Consider the following 25,407-nt stretch of genomic DNA (forward strand, 5'->3'; position numbering starts at 1 on the left):
TATAAAGTTTATATAATAGTATTGTTACTATTTATATACAATATACGAAGGAAGTGAAAAGAGTAAATAAACAGTAGTTAAAAATTTATAATTTCTACTAAATAGAGTGGCTAAATTTAAAAATGTAAATTTATAGCAAAATTAAGAATTGAGGAATGTATATGAAGAAATTTTATCGTGGAATGATGTACTGTATCGGACTTGTGATACTTGCATTAGGAATTATTTTAAATACAAAAACGGGACTGGGAGTATCACCGATAATTTCAATACCCTATTCTATCTCAAAAATTTGGAATATAAACTTGGGAAATGCAACTATGTGTATTTACATACTGTGTGTAGCTGGACAAGCAGCATTGCGTGGAAAGGAATTTCGTCCATTTGACTTACTACAGGTTCCCATGAGTATTGTATTTAGCCGTATAATTAATATTTTTAATGATATGATAGTCATAAATTGTGATAACTTAATAATGAATTTGCTTTTGCTTGCAGCAGCAATTATTCTAACTGGAATTGGAGCATATATTACAGTCCAAATGAAGATTGTTCCAAATGCTGCAGATGGTTTTACACAGGCACTAGCAGAGCGAACTAAGAAAGGACTTGGACTGGCAAAAAATATAACAGATATATCAAGTGTTATGATCACTGTAATTATTGGTTTGATGTGTGCTGGAAAAATTGTTGGAATTGGAATTGGAACTTTAGTGGCAGTTATTGGTGTTGGACGAGCTATTGCCTTAACTAATATGCTATTTGGAAAGAAAATGATTGCACTTGTAGAGTAATATAAACAGAGTTCTTGGCGTCAGATGGAGTCAAAACTCCATCTGATGTTTAGAAATCGTTATCCAGGGACGTAGCTGCTCTTTACTCACACTTAGAGAAAAGCAGATATCCCAAATCTTTGATTTGGTGATAGTCGCTTTAGCTGTGTGCGTGGGAGTATTAGAGCAGCTAGTCATCGGATAAATTGAAATTTTAGGGAGTAAAGTACTAATTATTTGAGAATGAGAAGATGTACTTTATTCTTTTTTTACTAAAAAATATATTGACATGTACCTTAGGGATACCATTAATATAAAAAGTAAGATTTATTGATATTGGTGGGAGGAAATATGTATGAATATAAAAGCTGCAGCAGAGAAGACTGGACTTACTAAGAAGGCTATTAAATACTACGAAAGTGAAGGGTTGATTAATCCTTTAAAAAATGTTGAAAACAATTATAGGGAATATTCAGATGAGGATATTATTAGATTAAATTTAATAGGAGCACTTAGAAGTTTAGATATACCAATAAAAGGTATAAAGGATGTAATTGCAGGTAAAAAAGGACTGCAGGAAGCTTTAATGGACGCTTTAGAAAAAATAGATGAGAACATAAGTTATCTAGAAAAAAGTAAGTTGATCATATCAAGTCTTATGGAAAAGAATCCAGATGATTATAAGTATTCAGGAGAACAAATTAAAAAGCTGCGGGAAACGCTGGAACTGTCTAGAGATAATAAAAAAGAACTTATATCAAATAGTTTGCTTAGAATATTTCCAGGAAACTTTGGAAAAATGTTTGCCGTTATGTATGAGCCATTTTTAGAAGTTAAAATTGATAATGATGAAAAGAAGAAAGTATGGTTAAAGCTTGTGGAATTTTTAGATTCTGCTGAGGAAGTAGATGAAAGTGACTATCCAATAGAAGAATTAAAAGATTTAGATGATGATAAATTAGATGAATTTAGAACAACGATAGGTAATCAAGTTAAAAAGCTATTGAACTATGATGATAGTATTAAAAATACTACAGTAAATAATCAAATTGAATTTGTAAAATCTTTAAAGGAGGATGAGGAAGCAAAGTGCAGCTTTATTAGATGTATTGAACTTACAAAAAAGTATTGTAAGATAATTAAGCCTATTCAAGGAGAGTTTGAAAAATATCTAGCTGTGCTTAATGAGAACTATAAAAAGTATAGAGAAAATGACACTAAGATGCTGCTTGATATTGAGAATGGAGTAAAAGGCAATTTAGGATTTGGTATAAACGATTTAGTAAAGAGTTTTAATGAAGAAAAATAGAAGATGAATGAGTTAAAAAATGTTTTATTTTAACTGATAAATTATAGTTTCTTGGAATTATTTACACTAAGTGAGCTGCAATAGCCAGCTCCCCATTTGCTAATTATTTCTAAAATAGGTACAACTGTATTACCTTTTTCAGTTAAAGAATACTCTACTTTAGGAGGAATTTGAGTGTATATGTGACGATTTATCAAGCCATCAGATTCAAGTTCACGTAATTGCTGAGTTAATATTTTTTGAGTTATATTATCAAGAGAGCGTTTTAGTTCTCCAAAACGTAAAACCTTATCTTTTAAATGCCACAGAATCAAAGGTTTCCATTTACCACCGATAACGCTTAGTGCTAGTGATATAGAGCATTTATATGGTATTCCATTATGAATCATTATACAATTATTATCATCCATTTTTTATCCTTCTCCCATAAAAGTAGTATCCAAAAGGGTACTACAGCACATTTATGTGCCTACTTAACATTAAAAAATATAATACTATAATTATAGCATAAGTCAAATTTGACGATGTAATTTTGTTAACAAAAAATAAATGCTTTAGAGGAGAATTTAGTATGTTAAGTATGGAGGAAATTTTAAAAAAAGAGGTAGTTTATAAGATAGACAACATGGAGAATGTTAATATATTAAAAAACCTAGTATATAAAACAAATGGTAAGAAAGAATTCTTAATGGATATGTATACTCCTTTTAGTAATGAGAAGGAGGAAAAATTACCTGTTGTAATATTAGTACATGGGGAAGCGAAATTTGTAAATTTTAAAGATGTGGGACAATATACTTCAATGGGAAAGTTAATAGCAGCTTCTGGTTTAAATGCAGTAACTTTTAATCATAAAGTTTTGTCAGAAGGATTTAGCATTAAAGAAATTAATAGTGATATAGATATCCTTATCAAATACTTGGTAGAAAATAATGAAAAATTAAATATAGACAAGGATAAAATTGCTATCTGGTGTTTTTCAGGGGGTGTTCCTTTTGGATTATATGCAGGTATGCACAGGTATTCTAATTATGTTAAATGTATTATTGCATACTATGGCTTGACCGATTTTAAACATGCAGGACAATTACTTGGAATTAATATATCAGATGAAGATGAAGAAGTAGAAAAATATTCACCAATATATCTTATAGATGAAAACTCAAAGAAAATTCCACCATTATTTATTGCAAGAGCAGGACTTGATAATCCAATACTTAATGAATCACTTGATAAGTTTATTACAAAAGCGTTGGTAAACAATTTAACTGTTGATATCTATAATCATCCTACAGGAGGACATGCATTTGATTTATTTAATGATAATGATAGAACATGTGAAATAATATCTAAGTCATTAGATTTTTTAAGAAAGTATTTGATTGTATGAAATAGCCTAGTTTATAGTAATATATGAGCATTGACAGAGAAAAAGCATAATGATATATTAATGGTAAAGTTATATAAAATATCCTTCGGGGTTGGGTGAAATTCCCTATCGGCGGTACAGCCCGCAAGCCATATGGCAGATTCGGTTAGATTCCGAAGCCGACAGTATAGTCTGGATGAAAGAAGGTGGATAAACAAGATGTATATGTTTATTATGTTTACAATCCCCTAGGAGAACCTAGGGGATTATTTTATTTTACTTAAAATTACATATGGATAGTATGATAAAGAAAAGAGGCGAACTTTAGTGGGAGATTGCAATTTCTATGTACCTCTCGCTAAATATATAAAATGGAACATTATTATCTTGCTTTTGATGCAGGAACTCAAAGCGTAAAGGTTGCTGTATATGATAAAAATATGAAATGTGTAGCAAAATCGTCAAATAGGACAACTTTGAAATATCCTCATCCAGGATGGGTTGATATGGATGCAGATGAATATCTTTTACTTACAAGACTTGGCATGAAACAGTGCATAGAACAGTTAAAAAAACAAGAAATTGATCCTAACTTAATTAAAGTAATTATGGGGGATGGAATTATTTGTGGAATTGTAGGTATAGATGAAAGTGGAAAGGCAATTACACCTTACATAAACTATCTGGATTCAAGAACACAGAGTGATGTTGAAGTCCTTAAGAAATTGAATCTTGATATTTGGGGAAAGGAAACCGGAAATGCTGATCCAAGCTGTATGTTTCCAGCACTGCATGCAAGATGGATCTTAGCAAATAATAAAGAATTTCAAAAAAGAGGCAAAAAGTTTGTCCATAATGCTCCCTATATTTTGATGAATCTTGCAGGTTTAGAGAGTGAGGATGCTTTTGTTGATTGGGGAACTATGTCAGGATGGGGCCTTGGATATCGTGTGTATGAAAAGGAATGGTCAGATAAGCAGCTTGATATATTAGGAATAGCTAAAAGCTATATGCCTAAGATTGTAAAGCCCTGGAATATTATTGGTACGTTATCGGAAAGTGCAGCAAAGGAAACGGGATGTCCTCATGGCATACCAATTTGTGCTGGTGCAGGTGATACAATGCAGTCCATGCTGGGAAGTGGAATTCTTGAAGCAAATAAGGCTGTAGATGTTGCAGGAACTTGTGCCATGTTCTGTGTCTCTACAAATGGGATTATTCCAGAGCTTAGTAAAAGAGGAAGTGAATTGATTTTTAACAGCGGCACTTTAGAAAATACATATTTTTACTGGGGATTTGTTAGAACTGGAGGTCTGGCACTGCGTTGGTTTAAGGATAACATTTGTCAAAAATCTGATGATGATAGCTATTATAAACTGCTTAGCAGAGGAGCGGAAAAGGTTGTACCGGGATGCAATGGTGTGATTTTCTTACCATATTTAACTGGTGGATATGGTCAATTTTCAAAGATAAAAGGTTGTTTTTTGAACATGACCTTGGATACAGATCAATTTGCTTTATGGAGGTCTGTTTTGGAGGCTATTGCTTATGATTATATGGAAATTACAAATGATTATAGAAATGCTGGTATCAAAATAGACAGAATTACTATTACTGAGGGTGGAAGTAAAGATGATTTGTGGAATCAAATTAAAGCAGACATTATGCAAAGTGAAACAATTACACTAGAAGTGTCAGGAGGTGCTGTACTTACAGATTGTATTATTGGTGCATATGCAGAAGGTGATATAGAGGACTTAAAAGAGGCACTTGTCAACAATATAAAAATTATCAATAAATATAGTCCAAATGCCAACAATTCAAATGTATATAAGGAGCAGTATGTACTTAGAAAAAGTGTATTAAGTGGTGTGGATAGTAACATAAAGTGATAAAAGTGGTTAGCAGTTAGTTGCTAACTCATTTTTCATAATGAGCTGACTGATACTAGTAGGTCGGAGATTTGACTAATACTAATTGAGAGGTAATACTTATTTTCAGCAAACTATGTCAGGTGTGTCACTATATGAATTATTGGGTATATAGAAGCATAATGAGGTATTGCTATAATATTGTATGGTAAACACCGAATATTGCTAGTTGTTTATATCTGCATATATGATAAGATATCACTTGTCGCTTCAAGAGGCGGCCAGTACAACCAAGGATAGTTGTTAATATAAATGTATATAATGACGCGGGGTGGAGCAGTTGGTAGCTCGTTGGGCTCATAACCCAAAGGTCGTAGGTTCAAGTCCTGCTCCCGCAACCAAGAGTATTATAGTAATTCAGTTTGCATAGTACTATATAAAAGTTATTAATTATATTACTAAAAGATATATAATGTAATGAACAACCTGGAAATAAATTACTAATTGACATGATAAAATAGATGTGATAAGATATAATTCCTGTCGCAACTGAACGATAACTTAGAAAGTTTAATTCATAGTAAATTACTAGTTGACAGGTTGAAACAAAGATGATATACTATAAAAGTTGTCGAAGTGAGGCAGCAAAATGATCCTTGAAAATTAAACAGAGGAAGATATAAGTACAACTTATTTAGAATAAACCAGCAATTCTTTTGAGCTGCGAGAGCAGCTAAAAAAGTAATTTCGTAAGAATAATGTATTATATTTTGCTAACAAGCTGAAATGTAATATATTAAAATCAATAATAACGAGTAGTTCAAGGAAAGCCTTGAGTGAGGAGCGGAGTTTACTTAAGTAAATGAGCACCACAGCGAAAGGTTTGACGCAGAAATGCGAAGTTAGTATTGATTTTCAACAGAGCCATATAAACTTTTAAATTAAGAGTTTGATCCTGGCTCAGGACGAACGCTGGCGGCGTGCTTAACACATGCAAGTCGAGCGATGAAGCTCCTTCGGGAGTGGATTAGCGGCGGACGGGTGAGTAACACGTGGGTAACCTACCTCAAAGAGGGGGATAGCCTCCCGAAAGGGAGATTAATACCGCATAATAATCAGTTTTCACATGGAGACTGATTTAAAGGAGTAATCCGCTTTGAGATGGACCCGCGGCGCATTAGCTAGTTGGTAGGGTAACGGCCTACCAAGGCGACGATGCGTAGCCGACCTGAGAGGGTGATCGGCCACATTGGAACTGAGAGACGGTCCAGACTCCTACGGGAGGCAGCAGTGGGGAATATTGCACAATGGGCGAAAGCCTGATGCAGCAACGCCGCGTGAGTGAAGAAGGTTTTCGGATTGTAAAGCTCTGTCTTTGGGGACGATAATGACGGTACCCAAGGAGGAAGCCACGGCTAACTACGTGCCAGCAGCCGCGGTAATACGTAGGTGGCGAGCGTTGTCCGGAATTACTGGGCGTAAAGAGTGCGTAGGCGGATATTTAAGTGAGATGTGAAATACCCGGGCTTAACCCGGGCACTGCATTTCAAACTGGATATCTAGAGTGCGGGAGAGGAGAATGGAATTCCTAGTGTAGCGGTGAAATGCGTAGAGATTAGGAAGAACACCAGTGGCGAAGGCGATTCTCTGGACCGTAACTGACGCTGAGGCACGAAAGCGTGGGTAGCAAACAGGATTAGATACCCTGGTAGTCCACGCCGTAAACGATGAGTACTAGGTGTAGGAGGTATCGACCCCTTCTGTGCCGCAGTAAACACAATAAGTACTCCGCCTGGGAAGTACGATCGCAAGATTAAAACTCAAAGGAATTGACGGGGGCCCGCACAAGCAGCGGAGCATGTGGTTTAATTCGAAGCAACGCGAAGAACCTTACCTGGACTTGACATACCCTGAATATCTTAGAGATAAGAGAAGCCCTTCGGGGCAGGGATACAGGTGGTGCATGGTTGTCGTCAGCTCGTGTCGTGAGATGTTAGGTTAAGTCCTGCAACGAGCGCAACCCCTGTTGTTAGTTGCTAACATTTAGTTGAGCACTCTAGCAAGACTGCCGCGGTTAACGCGGAGGAAGGTGGGGATGACGTCAAATCATCATGCCCCTTATGTCCAGGGCAACACACGTGCTACAATGGGCAGTACAGAGAGAAGCAAGACCGCAAGGTGGAGCAAACCTCAAAAACTGCCCCCAGTTCGGATTGCAGGCTGAAACTCGCCTACATGAAGTTGGAGTTGCTAGTAATCGCGAATCAGAATGTCGCGGTGAATACGTTCCCGGGCCTTGTACACACCGCCCGTCACACCATGAGAGCTGGCAACACCCGAAGTCCGTAGTCTAACTTAGGAGGACGCGGCCGAAGGTGGGGTTAGTAATTGGGGTGAAGTCGTAACAAGGTAGCCGTAGGAGAACCTGCGGCTGGATCACCTCCTTTCTAGGGAGTCGAAAGATAGAGTATAATCTATCTTATAAATTGATGGTTTAAGTAAGTTAGAAAGTCTACTCTGTTTAATTTCCAGGGATTATTTACATGTTGACCAAAATTGATCGACATGATATTATATGTATCCCAGGTGAGTTAAACATTATTGTTTAACCACTGAAAAAATTTGTCCTTTGAAAATTGCACAGTAAATAAGAAATAAAGTAAAGCAAAGGTTATAATATAACCTTTGTAGTAGATGTATATTATTTTAAAGATTTAAGATAATATATGGAACTAAGAAAATTGGCAGTAACGAGTACAGCAAGGAAAAGACCGAATGAGGAGCGGAGTTTACTTATGTAAATGAGCACCGGAATGAGGTATTTGACGAAGCTGGACGAAGTTAATGACGATTTTCGACAATAAAGGTCAAGCTACAAAGGGCGCATGGAGGATGCCTTGGCACCAGGAGCCTAAGAAGGACGCGATAAGCTGCGAAAAGCTCTGGGTAGGCGCAAATAGCCAGAGAACCAGAGATATCCGAATGGGGAAACCCACCTAGACAACGCTAGGTACTGCAAACTGAATACATAGGTTTGTAGAGGCAAACCCGGGGAACTGAAACATCTAAGTACCCGGAGGAAGAGAAAGAAACATCGATTTCCTAAGTAGCGGCGAGCGAAAGGGAAAGAGCCCAAACCAGGAACTTGTTCCTGGGGTTGCGGATAGGTCATAAAAACTGTGAAGTGTTAATTGAAGAGAGCTGGAAGGCTCCGCCGGAGAAGGTAAAAGCCCTGTAAATGAAAACAAAGAGCAGTCAGATCTAATCCAGAGTACCACGAGACACGAGAAACCTTGTGGGAAACAGGGAGGACCACCTCCCAAGGCTAAATACTACCTGGTGACCGATAGAGAAGGAGTACCGTGAGGGAAAGGTGAAAAGAACCCCGGGAGGGGAGTGAAATAGAACCTGAAACCGTGTGTCCACAAACAGTCGAAGTACGTAAAGTACGACGGCGTGCTTTTTGTAGAACGAGCCAGCGAGTTACGATATGCAGCAAGGTTAAGTACTTAAGGTACGGAGCCGGAGGGAAACCGAGTCTGAAAAGGGCGAAAAGTTGTATGTTGTAGACCCGAAACCGAGTGACCTATCCATGGCCAGGTTGAAGCGGAAGTAAAATTCCGTGGAGGACCGAACCACGTTGGTGTTGAAAAACCATGGGATGAGCTGTGGATAGCGGAGAAATTCCAATCGAACTCGGAGATAGCTGGTTCTCCTCGAAATAGCTTTAGGGCTAGCGTCGGAAATGAGTAATGGAGGTAGAGCACTGAATGGGGTAGGGGCTGACAACAGTTACTGAACCTTATCAAACTCCGAATGCCATATACTTGAATTCCGGCAGTCAGACTGCGAATGATAAGATCCGTGGTCAAAAGGGAAACAGCCCAGACCACCAGCTAAGGTCCCAAAGTGTAAGTTAAGTGGGAAAGGATGTGTGATTTCTAAGACAACTAGGATGTTGGCTCAGAAGCAGCCACTCATTTAAAGAGTGCGTAATAGCTCACTAGTCAAGAGATCATGCGCCGAAAATGTCCGGGGCTAAAACTTACCACCGAAGCTGTGGACTCGAAAGAGTGGTAGAGGAGCATCCTGTATGAGTAGAAGTCGTACCGGAAGGAACGGTGGATTGTACAGGAGAGAGAATGCTGGCATAAGTAGCGAGAAATAAGTGAGAATCTTATTGGTCGAAAACCTAAGGTTTCCTGGGGAAGGTTCGTCCGCCCAGGGTAAGTCGGGACCTAAGCCGAGGCCGAAAGGCGTAGGTGATGGACAATCGGTTGAAATTCCGATACCGCATAAAAGCGTTTGACAAAAGGGATGACGCAGGAGGATAAGGTGTGCATACAAATGGATGTATGTCTAAGCATCGAGTCAGGTATACCAGGAAAATCCGGTATATCAATGATGAGGTGTTATGGGGAACCCGCAAGGGGAAGTACCTGATTTCACGCTGCCGAGAAAAGTCTCTATGGAGTTTTTATGTGCCCGTACCGCAAACCGACACAGGTAGGTGAGGAGAGAATCCTAAGACCATCGGAAGAATTGTTGTTAAGGAACTAGGCAAATTAACCCCGTAACTTAGGGAGAAGGGGAGCCACGCAAGTGGCCGCAGAGAAAAGGCTCAAGCAACTGTTTATCAAAAACACAGGTTTCTGCTAAAGCGAAAGCTGAAGTATAGGAGCTGACGCCTGCCCGGTGCTGGAAGGTTAAGGGGAAGACTTAGCGCAAGCGAAGGTCAGAACTTAAGCCCCAGTAAACGGCGGCCGTAACTATAACGGTCCTAAGGTAGCGAAATTCCTTGTCGGGTAAGTTCCGACCCGCACGAATGGCGTAATGATTTGAGCACTGTCTCGACAACAAATCCGGCGAAATTGAAGTGCAAGTGAAGATGCTTGCTACCCGCGATTGGACGGAAAGACCCCGTAGAGCTTTACTGCAGTTTAGCACTGAATTTCGGTATTGTCTGTACAGGATAGGTGGGAGACTAGGAAGTAGTGGCGCCAGCCATTACCGAGTCGATGTTGGGATACCACCCTGATAGTACTGGAATTCTAACCGGGCTCCATGAAACTGGAGACGGGACAATGTTAGGCGGGCAGTTTGACTGGGGCGGTCGCCTCCTAAAAAGTAACGGAGGCGTACAAAGGTTCCCTCAGAAGGGTTAGAAATTCTTCGAAGAGTGCAAAGGCAGAAGGGAGCTTGACTGCGACACAAACAGGTGGAGCAGGGACGAAAGTCGGGCTTAGTGATCCGGTGGTACCTCGTGGGAGGGCCATCGCTCAACGGATAAAAGCTACCTCGGGGATAACAGGCTGATCTCCCCCAAGAGTTCACATCGACGGGGAGGTTTGGCACCTCGATGTCGGCTCGTCGCATCCTGGGGCTGAAGTAGGTCCCAAGGGTTGGGCTGTTCGCCCATTAAAGCGGCACGCGAGCTGGGTTCAGAACGTCGTGAGACAGTTCGGTCCCTATCCGTCGCGGGCGCAGGAAATTTGAGAGGAGCTGTCCTTAGTACGAGAGGACCGGGATGGACCGACCGCTGGTGAACCAGTTGTTCCGCCAGGAGCATAGCTGGGTAGCCAAGTTGGGAAGGGATAAACGCTGAAAGCATCTAAGTGTGAAGCCCACCTCAAGATAAGATTTCCCATAGCGTAAGCTAGTAAGACCCCTCGAAGAACACGAGGAGATAGGTCAGAGGTGTAAGCAGGGCAACCTGTTAAGCTGACTGATACTAATAGGTCGAGGGCTTGACCAAATAAAAACGAAAGAAAAAAAGTTTACTGTGCAATTTTGAGAGGACAAATAAAATGAAGTTGATAATTGACAGTGGAGAGTTGACAGTTAAAGATATTAATTTCAATTTGATTTGAACTTCTTAAATTTAATATATAAGAAAATTGATAGTAACAAGTACAGCGAGGAAAATGCTGAACGAGAAGCGGAACTTACTGAGGTAATTGAGCACCGCAGAGAGGTATTTGACGAAGCTGGGCGAAGTTAATAGCAATTTTTGATAATAAAATCTGGTGGTAATGACGTGAAGGTAACACCCCTTTCCATACCTGAACAGGAAGGTTAAGCTTCAGAGTGCCGATGGTACTGCAGGGGAGGTCCTGTGGGAGAATAGGTCGCTGCCAGGTAAGTAAGATACCCATTGTATAGAACATTCTATGCAATGGGTATTTAAGTATATGGTTAAAAGTAAATTTTTTTAATTACGAAGGTGATGAAAAGATGAAGTGTTATTTAACGCTCCATCTTTTTTATTTCAAAAATTAAGGGAACTTTAAGGTTTAGTTAAGAGACATGAAAGTATACACGTTTAAACTTAAATATGTAAAAATTAAATTTAAAGGTAGGATGTATTGTATATGGATAATTTTTTTAAAACTATGAAAATAAGAAAAGTAATACTGGCTTATGCTGCTGTAGTAATTTTTTTCTGTATAATTTCTGAACTAAGCTTTGTAAAATCAACAGGAATATTAGATGAAAATTTATTTTTACTATTATGTAATTTGGGGGTTTTAGTATGGTTTATGTTAGAATTGAGAAAAGTGGGCTGCGCTTGGAATTGCTTGCTTTGTTATAGGAACAGCTTTGAGCATTTATTTTGTTAAAACAAATTGGAATAAAGAAATTACAGCATAAAAGGAGAATGTTTATGGATTTTGAATTACTTAAAGGGACTAGGACAAGATACTTATTTTTAAAAATGCTTTGCATACTTGGATTAGGTATAGGAATACTTGTAGTACTTGGGAAAATTTTTAAAGTACATTTGACAGATAGCCATATAGAAATGTGTGCACTTATAATAACAGTATTATGGTTTCTGATTACTTTAAAGTTTATGAAAAATAATAATATAAATGTATATGATTTTGTAAAGAAACCTTCTAAAAAAGGATTTGTATTAGAGCTCCCAGTGAATTTAATAATAACCTATATGGGAGGCCTGGGATTTATTTTGATAATGTTAGCTTTAGTAAGTTATATAAACCCAACTATGTTAAGCAATGTGCAGTCAAATTTGGTAAATAAATCTCCTGAATTGAATACAAATTTTATTATAGGAATTAGTTTCATATCAACAGTTATTATAGCACCTATAGCAGAGGAATTCATTTTTAGAGGAGTACTTATGGGCAGGTTGTACAATAAATATGGAATTGGTAAATCAATCTTGTTTTCTTCAGTTATTTTTTTCGTTATGCATTTAAATATAAACCCTATGCTTTTATTTTTGGGAATAAGCTGTGCTCTTCTTGTATATAAGTATAAGTCACTGGTGCCTTCAATTATACTGCATATGTGTAACAATTTTATTACTTTTATAAGTGGCTTGAAAAGCAGCGGCGGCGGAAACAATTTCTTAAATGTTAATTCTAGCTTTATGATTGGAGGTATTATACTATTTATTATATATGTTTTATATTCTTATAGAAATTATAGAAAATGTAAAAAAGCATTTTAAAGGAAAGGAAAGCTTGTATCTATGAAAAAAATTTTAATTGCTGATGATGAGCAGGAAATAATAGAACTGATGACATTATATCTTGAAAGGGAAAATTACGAAGTATTTGGAGCTTATGATGGATTTTCAGCACTGGATATTTTAAAAGAAGGAGCAATTGATATTGCAATAATTGATATAATGATGCCAAATATGGATGGATATCAGCTTATAAAAAAAATAAGAGAAAAATATAAAATTCCTGTAATTGTTATGTCAGCTAAAAGTGAAATAAGCGACAAAATATTGGGCCTTGAACTTGGGGCGGATGACTATATAACTAAACCTTGTGATCCACTGGAAGTAATGGCAAGGGTAAAGGCACAGCTTAGAAGATGCTCTGAATTTAATTGTAATGAAGAAAAGGATACGGAAACTATAGTAGTTGGAGAGTTAAAACTCGATACTAGTTGCTGTGTCATTTATAAAGGGGATAAACCTATATCAATTACATCCACAGAGTACAAGCTCTTGCTACTTTTAATGGGCAATCCTAAAAAAGTTTTTACTAAAAAGCAGATTTTTGAGTCTGTTTGGAATGAACCCTTTTATGGTGATGACAATACAATAATGGTTCACATTAGCAAATTGCGAGATAAAATTGAAGAAGATTCCAAAAACCCAGTGTATTTAAAAACCATAAGAGGACTTGGATATAAATTTGAAAGTAAAAAGTAATCAGGGCATGGAGTGTATCATATATGTTTTTTGAAATATTAAAAAACCTAAGAAAAAAGTTTAAGAGATTATATATCACTATGTTCAAAAATTACATTATATTTGTATTTTTAATGCTGCTTGTCTTATCAGGCACTATAGGTTTTATGATTTTTAGCATAGGAAAGATGGTTTCATCAGAAGACTACATAAAAGATACCCAGAAATTTTTTATGGCATCGAAAATAGTAAAAAGTGATTATAAAAAAATTGATGCATCAAAAATTGTTGCTTCAAAAGGTTGGGTTGAGATACTTAATTCAAATAAAAAGGTTATCTATGTTATAGGAACTAAAAAAGATAAGGTAACAAGTTATACTGAAAATGAACTTTTGAATTTTATGGATTTATCCTATAATAACTTAAAAAGTGGCACTTCTTACTTTTATTCTGTTACAGCTTTTAATAGTAATGGTGAAGATCTTTATTGCATTGTGAAAGTGCCTCCTGGAATAGTGACATTAAATGTGGACATAGCACCTTCCCCGGACAAGTATATTAAAAAAGCTGCAATTTATATATTGGTAGGTATATTTATAATTATAGTGTTTCTAACAGTATCCGTATTTTTATATGCTTATTTAACTACTAAAAAGGTAGTTATGCCATTAAAAAAAATACTGCAGGGCATAAAGAGAATGACTGAAGAAGATTATTCAACAAGGATTAATTTTAATGCAGAAAATAAATTTGGAGAAATAAGAGATGCTTTTAATTTTATGGCTGAAAAGATTGAAGCTTCAATATTTGAAAGAAACAGGATGGAAAATTTGAAACAACAGCTTTTATCAGATATATCTCATGATTTGAAAACACCATTAACTTCCATCATGGGATACTCCAAGGCACTTAATGACGGTGTGGTAGAAAATGATAAAAAAATTAAACAGTATTTAAACATAATATACAATAAATCAAAGAGAACAGTTTCTCTAATTGAAAATCTTCATGAGTTTACAAAACTTGATAATAGCAAGTTTTTAATAAGCAAGGAAGAATGCGACTTTTGTGAGTTTGTACGAGAAATAGTATCTGAATACTATAATGAATTTGAAGAAAAGAATTTTGAACTTGAAATAAACTTACCAGAGGACGAAATTATATATGAATTTGATAAAGTAGAGATGGAAAGGGCTATCTCAAATATTATATCTAATATATTGAAGTACAATGAAGTTGGGACAAAGGCAAAAATAGAATTGACTTATGACAATTCAAAAATACAACTTATAATTGCAGATGATGGAGTTGGCATTGATGAAAGTCTAAAGGAAAATATATTTGAACCCTTTGTAAGAGGAGACAAGTCAAGGTATACAAAAGGTGGTACGGGACTTGGACTTTCTATTGCGAATAAAATAGTACAAAAGCATGGAGGAACTTTGACTCTTGAAAAATGTAAGAAATACAAAACAGTATTTAGGCTAAAACTTTAAAAAGAGAGCGCTGCACTAAGAGTAAATTACTTAGTGCAGCAGTCCCATAGTATTTATCCGATCGCTACCATTGCTAATACCCCCATCTTCTATCAAAGTGGGGATAAGCACTGCTACGCGCCTGGATAAGTTCTTCTAAGGTTCAGCTGGAGAAAGCTATCCTTATAAGCAAAGTCCATCTGGACCTAAGAATCACTTAATTTAGTAGCAATTCTAATACATTTCTTAGTTTAATTTATAAGCTTCTGCAAACGCTGTAGATACTGCATTTGCAATTCTGCCAACTTGTGCAGTGTCACCAATTTTAATTACATTGTGGAAATTTGTATTTAATTTCTCTGCTAAAGTCTGATCAGCATGTACTCCTAAAGAAAGTACTACATATTCAACTGGAAGCTTCTCTTTTTCTCCATCTTTTTCTTCTAATATAACTGACTCGTCTGTAATATCTACTAATTTGTGAGATGGCATGAAAGAGGTGTTCATTTTTTCTAATCTACCTTGTACATCGGTTAAGTTTTGCCAGCTAGCATCAGGACCAATTTTATCCATCATTTCTACAACGTATACTTTATTGTTCATTGTACCTAATAATTCAGCTGTTTCAAGCCCAGTCATACCAGAACCTATAACTGCCACCTTTTTATTTGAAATTTTAACTTTTCCTGATAAAATATCAGAACTTGTACAAACGTTTTTACCTTGTACACCAGGAATAGATTTAGGCACTATAGACGTGGAGCCTGTGCCTATAAACACTGCATATGGACTCAATTCTTTAATGGATTCTATTGTTGCTGGTGTATTTAAATGAACTTCAACACCTAGTTTTTTTAATTGAACTTCAAAATATTTAATAAGCCAATTAATTTTTTCTTTGTGAGGTGGCTTGTTTGCTAAACATAATTGTCCGCCAAGTTCTGAATTTTTTTCAAATAGTATTACTTTGAATTTACGTTCTGCTAGAACACGTGCTGCTTCCATTCCGGATGGACCTCCACCTACGACAACTACCATACGTCCATTTCCATCTTGTCTGGAACTATTATAAAACCATTCACGAGCAGCTCTTGCATTAATTGCACAAGAAAATGGTTCACCTTTCATACCATTAACTGCCATGGAATCCATGCAATTTAAACATGAAATACATCTTCGAATTTCATCTACTCTGCCCTCAGCAGTTTTCTTTACCCAATCGGGATCAGCAAGTAAGCCTCTGGCAATTGTTACGCAATCTACTTTTCCTTCTGAGATAACTTTTTCAGCGAAATCAGGATTACGGATGGTACCTACTCCAAATACAGGCACATCAACTGCTTTTTTAACAGCTTCTGCTAAATATATTTTCCATCCTTCTGGATAAGAAGTAGGTTCCCAAGCTTTATTCATTGTTTCATAAATTCCAGCAGATACATTTATGGCATCCAGTCCAAAAGGTACAAGGTATTTACAAATTTCAACAGCTTCATCTAACAATAATCCATCTTCCTTAATTGGAAATACAGAATCTCTTAAAAATTCATCTGCAGATATTCTCATAATTACTGGATATTCACGGCCAACTCGCTGACGAATTCCCTGGATAATTTCTTTAATAATACGAGCTCTATTTTCCGTACTTCCACCGTATTCATCAGTTCGTTTGTTTGTAAATGGGGAAAGAAATTGATTTAGCATATATCCATGTGCTGCATGAAGTTCAACACCATCAATACCAGCTTTGTAGCATCTTTCTGCTGCATTTATAAAATCTTGTACAAGACTCTTTACTTCTGCGTTTGTCATTTCACGACAGGGTGCTTGAGTTAGCATACTTTTAATGCCGCTTGGAGAAATTGTTGGTTTTCCACCAATTACTTCACATACAGTTTGACGTCCTGGATGATGCAATTGAATGAAGATAGCACCATCATAATAATGTACTGCATTTGCAAGCTTTCTAAGACCTGGAATACATTCATCAGTAGCTGCAGAAGATTGGCGGGGCATCATAATTCCAGTATCGTTGTTTACTCGAGTAACCTCATTTATAATAAGGCCTACTCCGCCTTTAGCTCGTTCAGCATAGTATGCACATTCACATTCAGAAATTGTTGCATTTTCATTTGCAGTTGCTGATCCCATAGCTCCCATTACAACACGGTTTCGTATTTTTAAGCTTCCAATATTTATTGGAGATAATAAATTTTCATAACTCATAAGTAAATCCTCCTATATTCTTTTATTGATATGTGTCATAGATTTTTTCAAGCAACTTTGGAACCATTTCATCTGTTACAGGAACACCGGCAAAATTGCGCAAAGGCTCACTGAGTACATAATCTGTACAATTTAAAACATCTTCTTTTTTAAGTCCCAGCTCTTTACAAGAAGGAATATTTAAGGATTTCATAAATTTACGAACACTATCTGCAACTGTTTTTCCAATTACAACACCATCTTCACTATCAACTATAATTCCCATGATTTTAGCTACTTTTTTAATTTTTTCAGGGAATTTTGGAGCTGTTAATTCTATTACAGTAGGTGTTACTAATGCACAACCTATGCCATGTGGAATGTGAAAATTAGCTCCAAAGGAATGTGCAATAGCGTGTCCAACATGAACTGTAGAATCATTGAAGGATTTACCTGCAAAATTACTTGCTAAAGCCAAATTATCTCTAGCTTCATAATTACCAGGTTCTTTATATGCAACAGGAAGCCAATTTACAATTCTTTCAATTGCATCATAAGCAAGTAAATCAGAATGAGGATTTGGCTGCATGCTTGTTAAGGATTCAGTACAGTGTGAAAAAGCATCCATACCTGTATAAACTGTAATATCCTTTGGCAAGCTGAGAGTAAGTTCTGGATCTAAAATTGAAAAAGATGGCACAGAAAAGCATCCAACTTTTTCGTGATTTTTAGTATCTGTAATGACAGCTACAAAGGTACATTCTGAGCCAGTACCTGATGTGGTTGGTATTAAAACAAATTTTACTGGTGGATTTTTCATAGGTGCATGATGTATCATATCACTAACTGTGATTTCATTTGCAGTAAAACAAGCTATTCCTTTTGCTGTATCCAGCACACTTCCCCCACCTACACCGATAATACCGTCTACGTGTTCTTTCTTTGCCATATTACCACCAGCTTCTACTGTGTAATCAGGTGCATCCATTTCTACACCATTAAATATGACAGTTTCTATATTTGCTTTTTTTAAGCTATCTATTGATTTTTGAGAGTGTCCTAAAGCTTCAACTTGTTTATCTGTTACAATCATTACTTTTGTAAATCCTAATTCTTTTGCAATTTCTCCCGTTGAATTAATTGCACCAGCGCTGTAAGCTACTGTACATAGCTGACCATATCTTCTTATCATGTTTATCCCTCCAAGCAATTATTGTTATTTTTTTATCAACCTTAAGAAAATTATAACACTGCATATTTTTAATATCTTCGTCAAGGTTTGAGAATTTGAATAATATAATTTGTAATTTTTTACAAGTATTAATTGGATATTATTGCTTATGGAATTGTTTACTATGCTAATTTCTGCTATGATTAGATTAGTAAGATAGTTAATATTTCAACAAAGAAGGGATAATTATGTCTGTACAATTTTCTACAATTACTGGATTACTTGATAAATTCAGCATAAAAGTCCATCTTAAAGAAGATTGTGAATTGATAGGATTTCGATATTTAAATAAAGATGTTTCAGTATATCTTTCTGATTATTTGTATATAGGGAAAGTGTCCGACTTGGCAGAAATGCCTTCTTCTAGCAGAGCAAACTATATGTTATATGAAGATATTCTATTATCTACTTTATACAAGCAAGAAAGTATGTCCAATATCATTTTAGTTTCTAACAAGAGTGACATTACCTCTATCATAGACATCTTGCAGGACTTATTTGATATGGAGATTAAAATGGTTAATTTCACAAATAAGTTGTTAGAACTTTGTCAAGAGGGGACAACTATCCAGCAGCTTTTGGATGTTGGGTATGAAACTTTAGGCAACCCTTTATTATTAGTGGATATTTCTCTTTGTTTTATGGCTCATGCTGGAGGAAATACTATAAAAAATGAACCACTGTGGGAATGGACACTTTCCAAAGGCTATGTAACTGAAGCGTATGTTAATTCAATCATGGAAAATAAAATTGATAGGAATATAGAAAGTGAGCATAATGAAAATTCAGATCTAATTTTATGGGAATCCGGATTACTAAATCATAGGCAATTGGTAGGAAGAGTCTTAAAAAATAAGCAGCCTTTAGCATATTTGAAGATGTTAGAATACAATAAGCCAATTACAAAATATGATGAACAAATGTTAATAACTCTCTGTAGATTTCTTTCTTTGACGATTAAGGGCTCTAATGAAAGTTTCTCATCTACCAATCCTTTAGTGGATTCATTTATTACGGCATTGCTCAATCAGAAATTATATGACCATGATGCCATTAGCGAACGTGCAAGATCATTCAATTTAAAACTTTATGATAATTTATATGTTATTGCCATTGAATTAAATGATATAAATAGAAATGAAGATAAAATCTATTATTTGAAAAGAAAAATGCAAAATTATTTTAATAGAGATACAGTAATTATTTATGATAAATATATTGTGGTTTTACTGGATGTTAAAGGAGAAAATATATTTAATAAAAATGAATTGAACTTATTTAGAAAATTACTAGAAAAACACAACTGTAGGGCTGGTATCAGTAAGGTTTTTCATAATTTATATGATTTATCAGAATATTATAAGCAAACTATTACTAGTTTATCAATTGGAAATCAAATACATAGTTCTGAGCGAATTTTAAATTATAATGATTTTATAGTGACACATATGATTTTAAGTTTTGGAGACAAAGCACATCTTAAAATCCTTGTTCACCCAATTGTAAAACTTTTAATTCATATTGATGAAGAAAAAAATAGTGATTTTTTTAAAACACTGTGTGCTTATTTAAAACATAATCAGGATGTTACTTTAACTTCGAAAGCTCTCCACATTCATTATAATACTTTAAAATATCGAATTAAACGTATTATAGAATTAACGAATATTGACTTTAATAATAGTGAACTGTTATTTGAAGTACAATTATCAGAAAAGGTTTTAAAATTAGTAAAACAAATAGGAATTGAAAAATAATTACGTTAATGATAAAGTGATAATATCATAAAAATTAAAAGTAAACTCGGAGTGATAATATGAAATATGTGGACATTAAAAATAAACAAGGATTAACTGAAGAAGAGTTTTTAAAGCAATATGATGATAGTATATATGAAAAACCATCTCTTACTGTAGATATGTTGATTTTTACAGTAATGAACGAAAAAAAGGAAAATTACAGGAAGCTTCCAGAAAAATCTTTAAAGATTCTTTTAGTAAAGAGAGGAGATCATCCATGCATTGGGAAATGGGCACTTCCTGGTGGATTTGTAGGTATTAATGAAAGCTTGGACGAAGCAGCTTTACGTGTATTAAGAGCAGAAACTAATGTTGATGATATTTATATGGAACAGTTATATACCTGGGGAGAAGTTGATAGAGATCCTAGGACTAGAGTAATAAGTTCATCTTATATGGCACTTGTGGACAGCAGTTCATTAAGCATTAAAGCTGGCAGTGATGAAGAAGATGCGGCATGGTTTAATGTCAGTTACAATTTGCTTCAAGAAAAAAAAGAAGCAATGGAAAAAGGATATATTTATGAACAAATAGTACAAATAAAACTCTGGAATGAAAATGAGGAACTATCTGCCAAGATAAGAATTATAGAAAATCCAGATGGTGAAGTAAGTAGAGAAATTACGGAATCTACAGGTATTGCTTTTGATCATGGTAAGTTTATTGAATATGCTATTAGCAGGTTAAGAAATAAAATTGAATATACAAGTTTAGCATTTAATCTTATGCCAGAATTATTTACGTTAACGGAACTTCAGCAGGTTTATGAGGTTATACAAGGAAAAGAACTTTTAGCAGCTGCCTTTAGAAGAAAAGTTGCAAGTATGGTTATTGAAACAAATCAGTTTACAAAGGATGCTGGGCATAGACCTTCAAAATTATTTAGATATAATTCAGGTTGGAAAAGAAACATGTAAAAGGAGAATTTAAATATGGAAAAGAAAATATGTGCTTCATATACTGAAAATTCAATTCGGGTATATCAAGCGTATAATAATAAAGTTGCGGAGGAGTGCCTTAAGCTAGGTACTTTTGGTGAATCTTTCAAGATGGAAAGAATGACTTGGATAAAACCATCTTTTTTATGGATGATGTATAGATGTGGTTGGGGGAAAAAAGAAAATCAAGAGAGAGTTCTTGCTATAGATATTTCAAGAAATGGATTTGAAGAAATGCTGTCCAACGTTGTTTTGTCAACATATAGCGAAAAAGTATATAAGTCTCATGAAAATTGGAAATTTCAATTAAAAACTTCAAATGTAAGGTGTCAGTGGGACCCTGAAAGGGATATTTATGGAAACAAGCTAGACAGAAGGTCAATTCAAATTGGACTTCAGGGAGAAATGGTATATAAATACGTTAATAATTTGATTTTAAATATTGAAGATATGACAAATAAGGTGAGTAAATGGTCAAAGGATATTCGGGATAAAAAGCTAGATTTTAAAGAATTGCCAGTTGAAAATGAGTATTATGTGGACAATCTTATAAAAGAAAAATTAGGTATGAGTATTTAAAGTTATTTCACAATTGATGAGGAGAAAATTATAAAAATGAAATATGCAATTGATAGTTTAAAACATGATTTTCAAAAGGGGAAAAGAATGAAATACTTATTTTTTGGTGGGCACCAACCCTCTAAGGATGCTAGTATTACAAAAACTTGTTTAAGCCAGTGGTGGAAAGCAAATTTTGTTATAGAAATTTATCTCTAACAATAGTTGACAATAGATATGTGTATATAATACAATAAAAAAAGATAGATTTCATTAAAATAAAAATAAAGAGGTATTTTATGAGCGTGGTAGTATCTAAATAGATTAAACTTTATATTTAAATAAATCTTTGAAAAAAGGGTAGTTTTTATACCTTTGTTTGTCGTAGATTTATTTAAAGCAATCTATGGAGATACAAAGCTATAAAATACCGTTATTATATTTACAGGATAGTTCTTTATGGCTATCTTAATGGTATGTATTTTAAGCTGTGGAAATGTCCACAGTTTTTTTTTTTGTAAAAATAATATTTAATAAGTATAATGTGTCAAAGGTGAAATCTATCCAAGATATTTGTATCTTCATAGAATATTAAATTCTATGTAAGGAGAAAAGAAAATGAATACAAACACTTTTGATAAATTGCAATATAATGACTTAAAGAAAATAGTAAAATCTTATTGTGTAAGCGGATTAGGAAAAAAGTTAATAGATAAGCTTAAGCCAAGTACAAATTTAAAGGTTATAGATAAAAGGCTGAATGAAACCAGTGAAGGAAGAGCTTTATTAGATACTTGCAGTTATATACCTTTAGAGGGAATATTCAATATAGATAATATTATAGATAATGTTGAAAAAGGTATGGTGCTGGAGCCAGAAGATTTAACTACTCTCTGCAATTTTTTAAGAGGGTGCAGAAAAATTAAGAATTTTATGAAAGATAAAGAATTTTATGCTCCAACATTAAGTTCATATGGTAATTCAATTACAGAATTTACATTTATAGAAGAAGAGATTGAACTTTCTATAAGGGGAAGCTTGGTGGATTCTAACGCTAGCAAAGAATTAAGAAAAATAAGAAGACTTATAGAAAATACGGAAAGTAAGATACAAGATAAATTAGAAAAGTTTTTAAAAAATAGTAGTAATAAAAAATATATACAGGAATTTTTTATAAGCAAAAGAAATGGAAGGTATACTATACCTATAAAAGCTGCATATAAGAATCAAGTTCCAGGCAATATAGTAGAAACTTCTTCTAAAGGTTCCACTATATTCATAGAGCCAAATAATATAAGTAAAAGTACAGAAGAATTAACAGCATTAAAAGCTGAAGAATCAATAGAAGAATATAAAATACTATCTACTTTAACAGCATTAGTATTTGATAATTTAAGAGAAATTAAAATTAATATGGAAGTTATTGAAGAATATGATATGATTTTTGCTAAGGCGAAATACAGTAAAGCTATTAATGGAATGAAGCCTAAAATTAATGATTATGGATATATAAATATCATAAAGGGAAAACATCCATTGTTAAAGGGTGATGTAGTACCTTTAGATTTTAAGGTAGGTGATGATTATAGAACTTTAATAATAACAGGACCTAATGCAGGTGGAAAAACAGTAGTATTAAAAACAGTAGGAATTTTAACCTTAGCAGTTCAATCAGGATTTCATATTTCAGCTGCAGAAGGAACAGAAATATCTGTATTTGAAAAAATATTTGTTGATATTGGAGACGATCAAAGTATAGAAAATGCACTAAGTACTTTTTCTTCCCATATAAAAAATTTAGCAGATATAATTGACAATAGCAATAAATCTACACTTATATTGTGCGATGAAATAGGAAGCGGAACAGAACCTAATGAAGGAGCAGGACTTGCTATAGCCATATTAGAGGAATTTTATCATAAAGGATGTATTACAGTAGCTACTACTCATTATGGTGAAATAAAGAATTTTTCAGAAATTCACGAAGATTTTCAAAATGCGGCTATGCAATTTGAAAGTGAAACATTAGAACCATTGTATAAATTAGTTATAGGTAAATCTGGAGAGAGCAATGCACTTTGGATATCTAAAAAAATGGGTATAAAAAACTCTGTACTTGAGAAAGCAGAAAGCTATATAAAAAATAAAGATTATAACTTTAAATTAGTTAAAGAGAGCAAAATTAAAAATAGAAAAGTTGAAGAAGAATTTGATGAACACAAAAACTATTACTACTTTAAAATAGGAGATAGGGTATTTCTTATGGACTATGAAGATTTTGCTATTGTCTATAAAGAAAAGGATAGGTTTAACAATGTTACTGTATTGTATAAAGAAAATTTTATAGAAGTTAATGAAAAGAGAATCAGGCTAGAATTAAAAGCAGAAGATTTGTATCCTAAGGACTATGATTTAAATACTCTATTTGTAAGTTATAAAGATAGAAAGTTAGAAAGAGACATTATAAGGGGCTCTAAAAAGGCTTTAAAAAAGATTCAAAAAGAAATAAAAAATCAATATCATAAGGAATGAAATCTTGCACTATATAAACATTATTGTTTATTATGAATTAAAATAACACTATAAGCCGGGAATTTAAGATCTCGGCTTATTATAAAGCTTGGTTATGCTTCAGTAATATATTTTATAATAAGGTCAACTGTAGCTAACAATGCATCTACATGAGTTCTTTCATAGGCGTGAGATGCAAAAACACCAGGACCTATAAGGGCTGTTCTAACATCCCAACCAGCACGTAGTGCAGCAGAAGCATCTGAACCATAGTGAGGATATATGTCTAGCTTATATGAAATATTATTTTTCTTGCAGGTATTAACTAATTTTTTTCTAAGATCATAATCATAAGGACCAGAGGAATCTTTAGCACAAATACATACGCTATATTCTGATGAATTTTGATCGCAGCCAGGGGCTCCCATGTCAACAGCTATGAACTCTTTAGTTTTTTCAGGTAAAGCAGCACTAGAACCATGACCAACTTCTTCATAATTGCTTATATAGAAATTAGTTGTGTAAGGAAGTTTTATATTGTTTTCATGAATGTATTTAATTACATACATAAGAAGAGATGCGCTAGCTTTATCATCTAGATATCTACTTTTAATAAATTGCTTTTCAGTGATAGTTGTCCTTGTATCTATGCATATATAGTCTCCTACATCAATACCAAGAGCTGCTACATCATTTTTAGAGAACACTTTTTCATCTAGTATTACCTCCATGTTTTCAGGAATCCTCTTAAGACTGTTGGCTTCATCACCGCTTATATGGACAGAAGGTTTGATGGTTTGAATAGTACCGGAATAACTTACGTCATCTAAAGTTTTTATAGTACAATTTTCACCTTCAAGTGTTGACATCATATATCCGCCAATAGGAACCATGGAAAGAGTGCCATTTTCCTTTATGCCTTTAACCATTGCACCTAATGTATCAACATGGGATGTAAAGGTTCTTTGATAATCGTCATTTATTCCAGTAAAAGATACAATAAGAGCACCTTTATTTGTGGTTTTATAAGGTATATTTATTTTGTTAAGTTCATCCTTGAGATACTGCATTATTAACTTAGAATATCCTGTAGGACTTGGTATAGAAAGAATAGTTTTTAGAATATTTAAAATAGTATTTTTGTCATAATTCATAATTTTAATCCTCCAAGTGTAAAATATAGTTTAGTCTTTATATT

General features: G+C 34.5%; 17 protein-coding genes, 1 tRNA gene, 3 rRNA genes and 1 riboswitch. Of the genes, 17 read left to right on the forward strand and 4 right to left on the reverse strand.

Going from position 1 to position 25,407, the window contains the following annotated elements; genetic code table 11:
- Positions 1-161: 161 nt before the first annotated feature.
- Positions 162-794, forward strand: a complete 633-nt coding sequence (locus tag CLJU_RS07285) for a YczE/YyaS/YitT family protein (protein ID WP_013238152.1) — start codon at positions 162-164, stop codon at positions 792-794.
- Between the two features lie 334 nt (positions 795-1,128).
- Entirely contained in the window at positions 1,129-2,082 is a 954-nt protein-coding gene (locus CLJU_RS07290; RefSeq protein ID WP_013238153.1) for a MerR family transcriptional regulator, read from the forward strand.
- A gap of 41 nt (positions 2,083-2,123) precedes the next feature.
- Here the strand turns inward: CLJU_RS07290 and CLJU_RS07295 are convergent, their stop codons facing one another.
- Positions 2,124-2,492: a winged helix-turn-helix transcriptional regulator gene (locus CLJU_RS07295; protein WP_013238154.1), complete on the reverse strand. Its 369-nt coding sequence runs from the start codon at positions 2,490-2,492 to the stop codon at positions 2,124-2,126.
- Positions 2,493-2,653: 161 nt separating this feature from the next.
- Here CLJU_RS07295 and CLJU_RS07300 point away from each other — a divergent pair, with 161 nt between their 5' ends.
- The 10 genes from CLJU_RS07300 (at position 2,654) to CLJU_RS07345 (ending at position 14,991) form a co-directional block, all read left to right on the forward strand.
- On the forward strand, positions 2,654-3,472 hold the full coding sequence (locus CLJU_RS07300; RefSeq protein WP_013238155.1) for a dienelactone hydrolase family protein: 819 nt from the start codon (positions 2,654-2,656) through the stop codon (positions 3,470-3,472).
- Between the two features lie 77 nt (positions 3,473-3,549).
- Positions 3,550-3,663: riboswitch (FMN riboswitch) on the forward strand.
- 159 nt (positions 3,664-3,822) lie between these two features.
- Positions 3,823-5,343 (forward strand): FGGY-family carbohydrate kinase, encoded by a 1,521-nt coding sequence (locus CLJU_RS07305; RefSeq protein WP_023163266.1) that lies wholly within the window; start codon positions 3,823-3,825, stop codon positions 5,341-5,343.
- Between the two features lie 304 nt (positions 5,344-5,647).
- A tRNA-Met gene (locus tag CLJU_RS07310) sits at positions 5,648-5,723 on the forward strand.
- Between the two features lie 536 nt (positions 5,724-6,259).
- A 16S ribosomal RNA gene (locus CLJU_RS07315) occupies positions 6,260-7,769 on the forward strand.
- Positions 7,770-8,187: 418 nt separating this feature from the next.
- Positions 8,188-11,077 (forward strand): 23S ribosomal RNA (locus tag CLJU_RS07320).
- Positions 11,078-11,344: 267 nt separating this feature from the next.
- Positions 11,345-11,462 (forward strand): 5S ribosomal RNA (gene rrf, locus CLJU_RS07325).
- The 16S, 23S and 5S rRNA genes sit together here, the layout of an rRNA operon.
- Before the next feature lie 231 nt (positions 11,463-11,693).
- Positions 11,694-11,942: a hypothetical protein gene (locus tag CLJU_RS07330; protein WP_023163267.1), complete on the forward strand. Its 249-nt coding sequence runs from the start codon at positions 11,694-11,696 to the stop codon at positions 11,940-11,942.
- 44 nt (positions 11,943-11,986) lie between these two features.
- Positions 11,987-12,799 (forward strand): CPBP family intramembrane glutamic endopeptidase, encoded by an 813-nt coding sequence (locus CLJU_RS07335; RefSeq protein ID WP_013238157.1) that lies wholly within the window; start codon positions 11,987-11,989, stop codon positions 12,797-12,799.
- 21 nt (positions 12,800-12,820) lie between these two features.
- The gene (locus tag CLJU_RS07340; RefSeq protein WP_013238158.1) at positions 12,821-13,516 is read left to right on the forward strand and encodes a response regulator transcription factor; all 696 of its coding nucleotides are present in this window, start codon (positions 12,821-12,823) and stop codon (positions 13,514-13,516) included.
- Positions 13,517-13,539: 23 nt separating this feature from the next.
- Positions 13,540-14,991 (forward strand): sensor histidine kinase, encoded by a 1,452-nt coding sequence (locus tag CLJU_RS07345; RefSeq protein WP_013238159.1) that lies wholly within the window; start codon positions 13,540-13,542, stop codon positions 14,989-14,991.
- Positions 14,992-15,216: 225 nt separating this feature from the next.
- Here the strand turns inward: CLJU_RS07345 and CLJU_RS07350 are convergent, their stop codons facing one another.
- Together CLJU_RS07350 and CLJU_RS07355 are read right to left on the reverse strand one after the other, a co-directional pair.
- On the reverse strand, positions 15,217-17,193 hold the full coding sequence (locus CLJU_RS07350; protein WP_013238160.1) for an oxidoreductase: 1,977 nt from the start codon (positions 17,191-17,193) through the stop codon (positions 15,217-15,219).
- Positions 17,194-17,215: 22 nt separating this feature from the next.
- Positions 17,216-18,364, reverse strand: a complete 1,149-nt coding sequence (locus CLJU_RS07355) for an iron-containing alcohol dehydrogenase (protein WP_013238161.1) — start codon at positions 18,362-18,364, stop codon at positions 17,216-17,218.
- A 227-nt stretch (positions 18,365-18,591) separates the two neighbouring features.
- On the opposite strand from CLJU_RS07355, the gene CLJU_RS07360 reads away from it, so the two are divergent.
- From CLJU_RS07360 to CLJU_RS07375, 5 genes are all read left to right on the forward strand, one after another.
- Positions 18,592-20,160 carry a PucR family transcriptional regulator gene (locus CLJU_RS07360; RefSeq protein WP_013238162.1) on the forward strand — a complete coding sequence of 523 codons (1,569 nt, stop codon included), beginning with the start codon at positions 18,592-18,594 and terminating at the stop codon, positions 20,158-20,160.
- A 59-nt stretch (positions 20,161-20,219) separates the two neighbouring features.
- Positions 20,220-21,119, forward strand: a complete 900-nt coding sequence (locus tag CLJU_RS07365; protein ID WP_013238163.1) for an NUDIX hydrolase — start codon at positions 20,220-20,222, stop codon at positions 21,117-21,119.
- Between the two features lie 15 nt (positions 21,120-21,134).
- The gene (locus tag CLJU_RS07370) at positions 21,135-21,719 is read left to right on the forward strand and encodes a DUF4291 domain-containing protein (protein WP_013238164.1); all 585 of its coding nucleotides are present in this window, start codon (positions 21,135-21,137) and stop codon (positions 21,717-21,719) included.
- Positions 21,720-21,755: 36 nt separating this feature from the next.
- A complete protein-coding gene (locus tag CLJU_RS21580) occupies positions 21,756-21,917 on the forward strand; it encodes a hypothetical protein (protein ID WP_013238165.1) in 162 nt (53 codons plus the stop codon).
- A gap of 399 nt (positions 21,918-22,316) precedes the next feature.
- Complete coding sequence (locus CLJU_RS07375) at positions 22,317-24,230, forward strand: endonuclease MutS2 (protein WP_013238166.1); 1,914 nt, start codon at positions 22,317-22,319, stop codon at positions 24,228-24,230.
- 92 nt (positions 24,231-24,322) lie between these two features.
- On the opposite strand, the gene CLJU_RS07380 is transcribed toward CLJU_RS07375, so the two are convergent.
- Positions 24,323-25,363, reverse strand: coding sequence for a M42 family metallopeptidase (locus CLJU_RS07380; RefSeq protein ID WP_013238167.1), 1,041 nt, complete (start codon positions 25,361-25,363; stop codon positions 24,323-24,325).
- Positions 25,364-25,407: the final 44 nt, after the last annotated feature.

The sequence above is a fragment of the Clostridium ljungdahlii DSM 13528 genome (assembly GCF_000143685.1).
Classification (GTDB): Bacteria; Bacillota; Clostridia; order Clostridiales; family Clostridiaceae; genus Clostridium_B; species Clostridium_B ljungdahlii.

What these genes read in the sequence shown, in the direction of transcription:
- CLJU_RS07285 (WP_013238152.1), top strand. Translation starts at nt 162, where the DNA reads ATGAAGAAATTTTATCGTGGAATGATGTACTGTATCGGACTTGTGATA.
- CLJU_RS07290 (WP_013238153.1), top strand. Translation starts at nt 1,129, where the DNA reads ATGAATATAAAAGCTGCAGCAGAGAAGACTGGACTTACTAAGAAGGCT.
- CLJU_RS07295 (WP_013238154.1), bottom strand. Translation starts at nt 2,492, where the DNA reads ATGGATGATAATAATTGTATAATGATTCATAATGGAATACCATATAAA.
- CLJU_RS07300 (WP_013238155.1), top strand. Translation starts at nt 2,654, where the DNA reads ATGTTAAGTATGGAGGAAATTTTAAAAAAAGAGGTAGTTTATAAGATA.
- CLJU_RS07305 (WP_023163266.1), top strand. Translation starts at nt 3,823, where the DNA reads ATGGAACATTATTATCTTGCTTTTGATGCAGGAACTCAAAGCGTAAAG.
- CLJU_RS07330 (WP_023163267.1), top strand. Translation starts at nt 11,694, where the DNA reads ATGGATAATTTTTTTAAAACTATGAAAATAAGAAAAGTAATACTGGCT.
- CLJU_RS07335 (WP_013238157.1), top strand. Translation starts at nt 11,987, where the DNA reads ATGGATTTTGAATTACTTAAAGGGACTAGGACAAGATACTTATTTTTA.
- CLJU_RS07340 (WP_013238158.1), top strand. Translation starts at nt 12,821, where the DNA reads ATGAAAAAAATTTTAATTGCTGATGATGAGCAGGAAATAATAGAACTG.
- CLJU_RS07345 (WP_013238159.1), top strand. Translation starts at nt 13,540, where the DNA reads ATGTTTTTTGAAATATTAAAAAACCTAAGAAAAAAGTTTAAGAGATTA.
- CLJU_RS07350 (WP_013238160.1), bottom strand. Translation starts at nt 17,193, where the DNA reads ATGAGTTATGAAAATTTATTATCTCCAATAAATATTGGAAGCTTAAAA.
- CLJU_RS07355 (WP_013238161.1), bottom strand. Translation starts at nt 18,364, where the DNA reads ATGATAAGAAGATATGGTCAGCTATGTACAGTAGCTTACAGCGCTGGT.
- CLJU_RS07360 (WP_013238162.1), top strand. Translation starts at nt 18,592, where the DNA reads ATGTCTGTACAATTTTCTACAATTACTGGATTACTTGATAAATTCAGC.
- CLJU_RS07365 (WP_013238163.1), top strand. Translation starts at nt 20,220, where the DNA reads ATGAAATATGTGGACATTAAAAATAAACAAGGATTAACTGAAGAAGAG.
- CLJU_RS07370 (WP_013238164.1), top strand. Translation starts at nt 21,135, where the DNA reads ATGGAAAAGAAAATATGTGCTTCATATACTGAAAATTCAATTCGGGTA.
- CLJU_RS21580 (WP_013238165.1), top strand. Translation starts at nt 21,756, where the DNA reads ATGAAATATGCAATTGATAGTTTAAAACATGATTTTCAAAAGGGGAAA.
- CLJU_RS07375 (WP_013238166.1), top strand. Translation starts at nt 22,317, where the DNA reads ATGAATACAAACACTTTTGATAAATTGCAATATAATGACTTAAAGAAA.
- CLJU_RS07380 (WP_013238167.1), bottom strand. Translation starts at nt 25,363, where the DNA reads ATGAATTATGACAAAAATACTATTTTAAATATTCTAAAAACTATTCTT.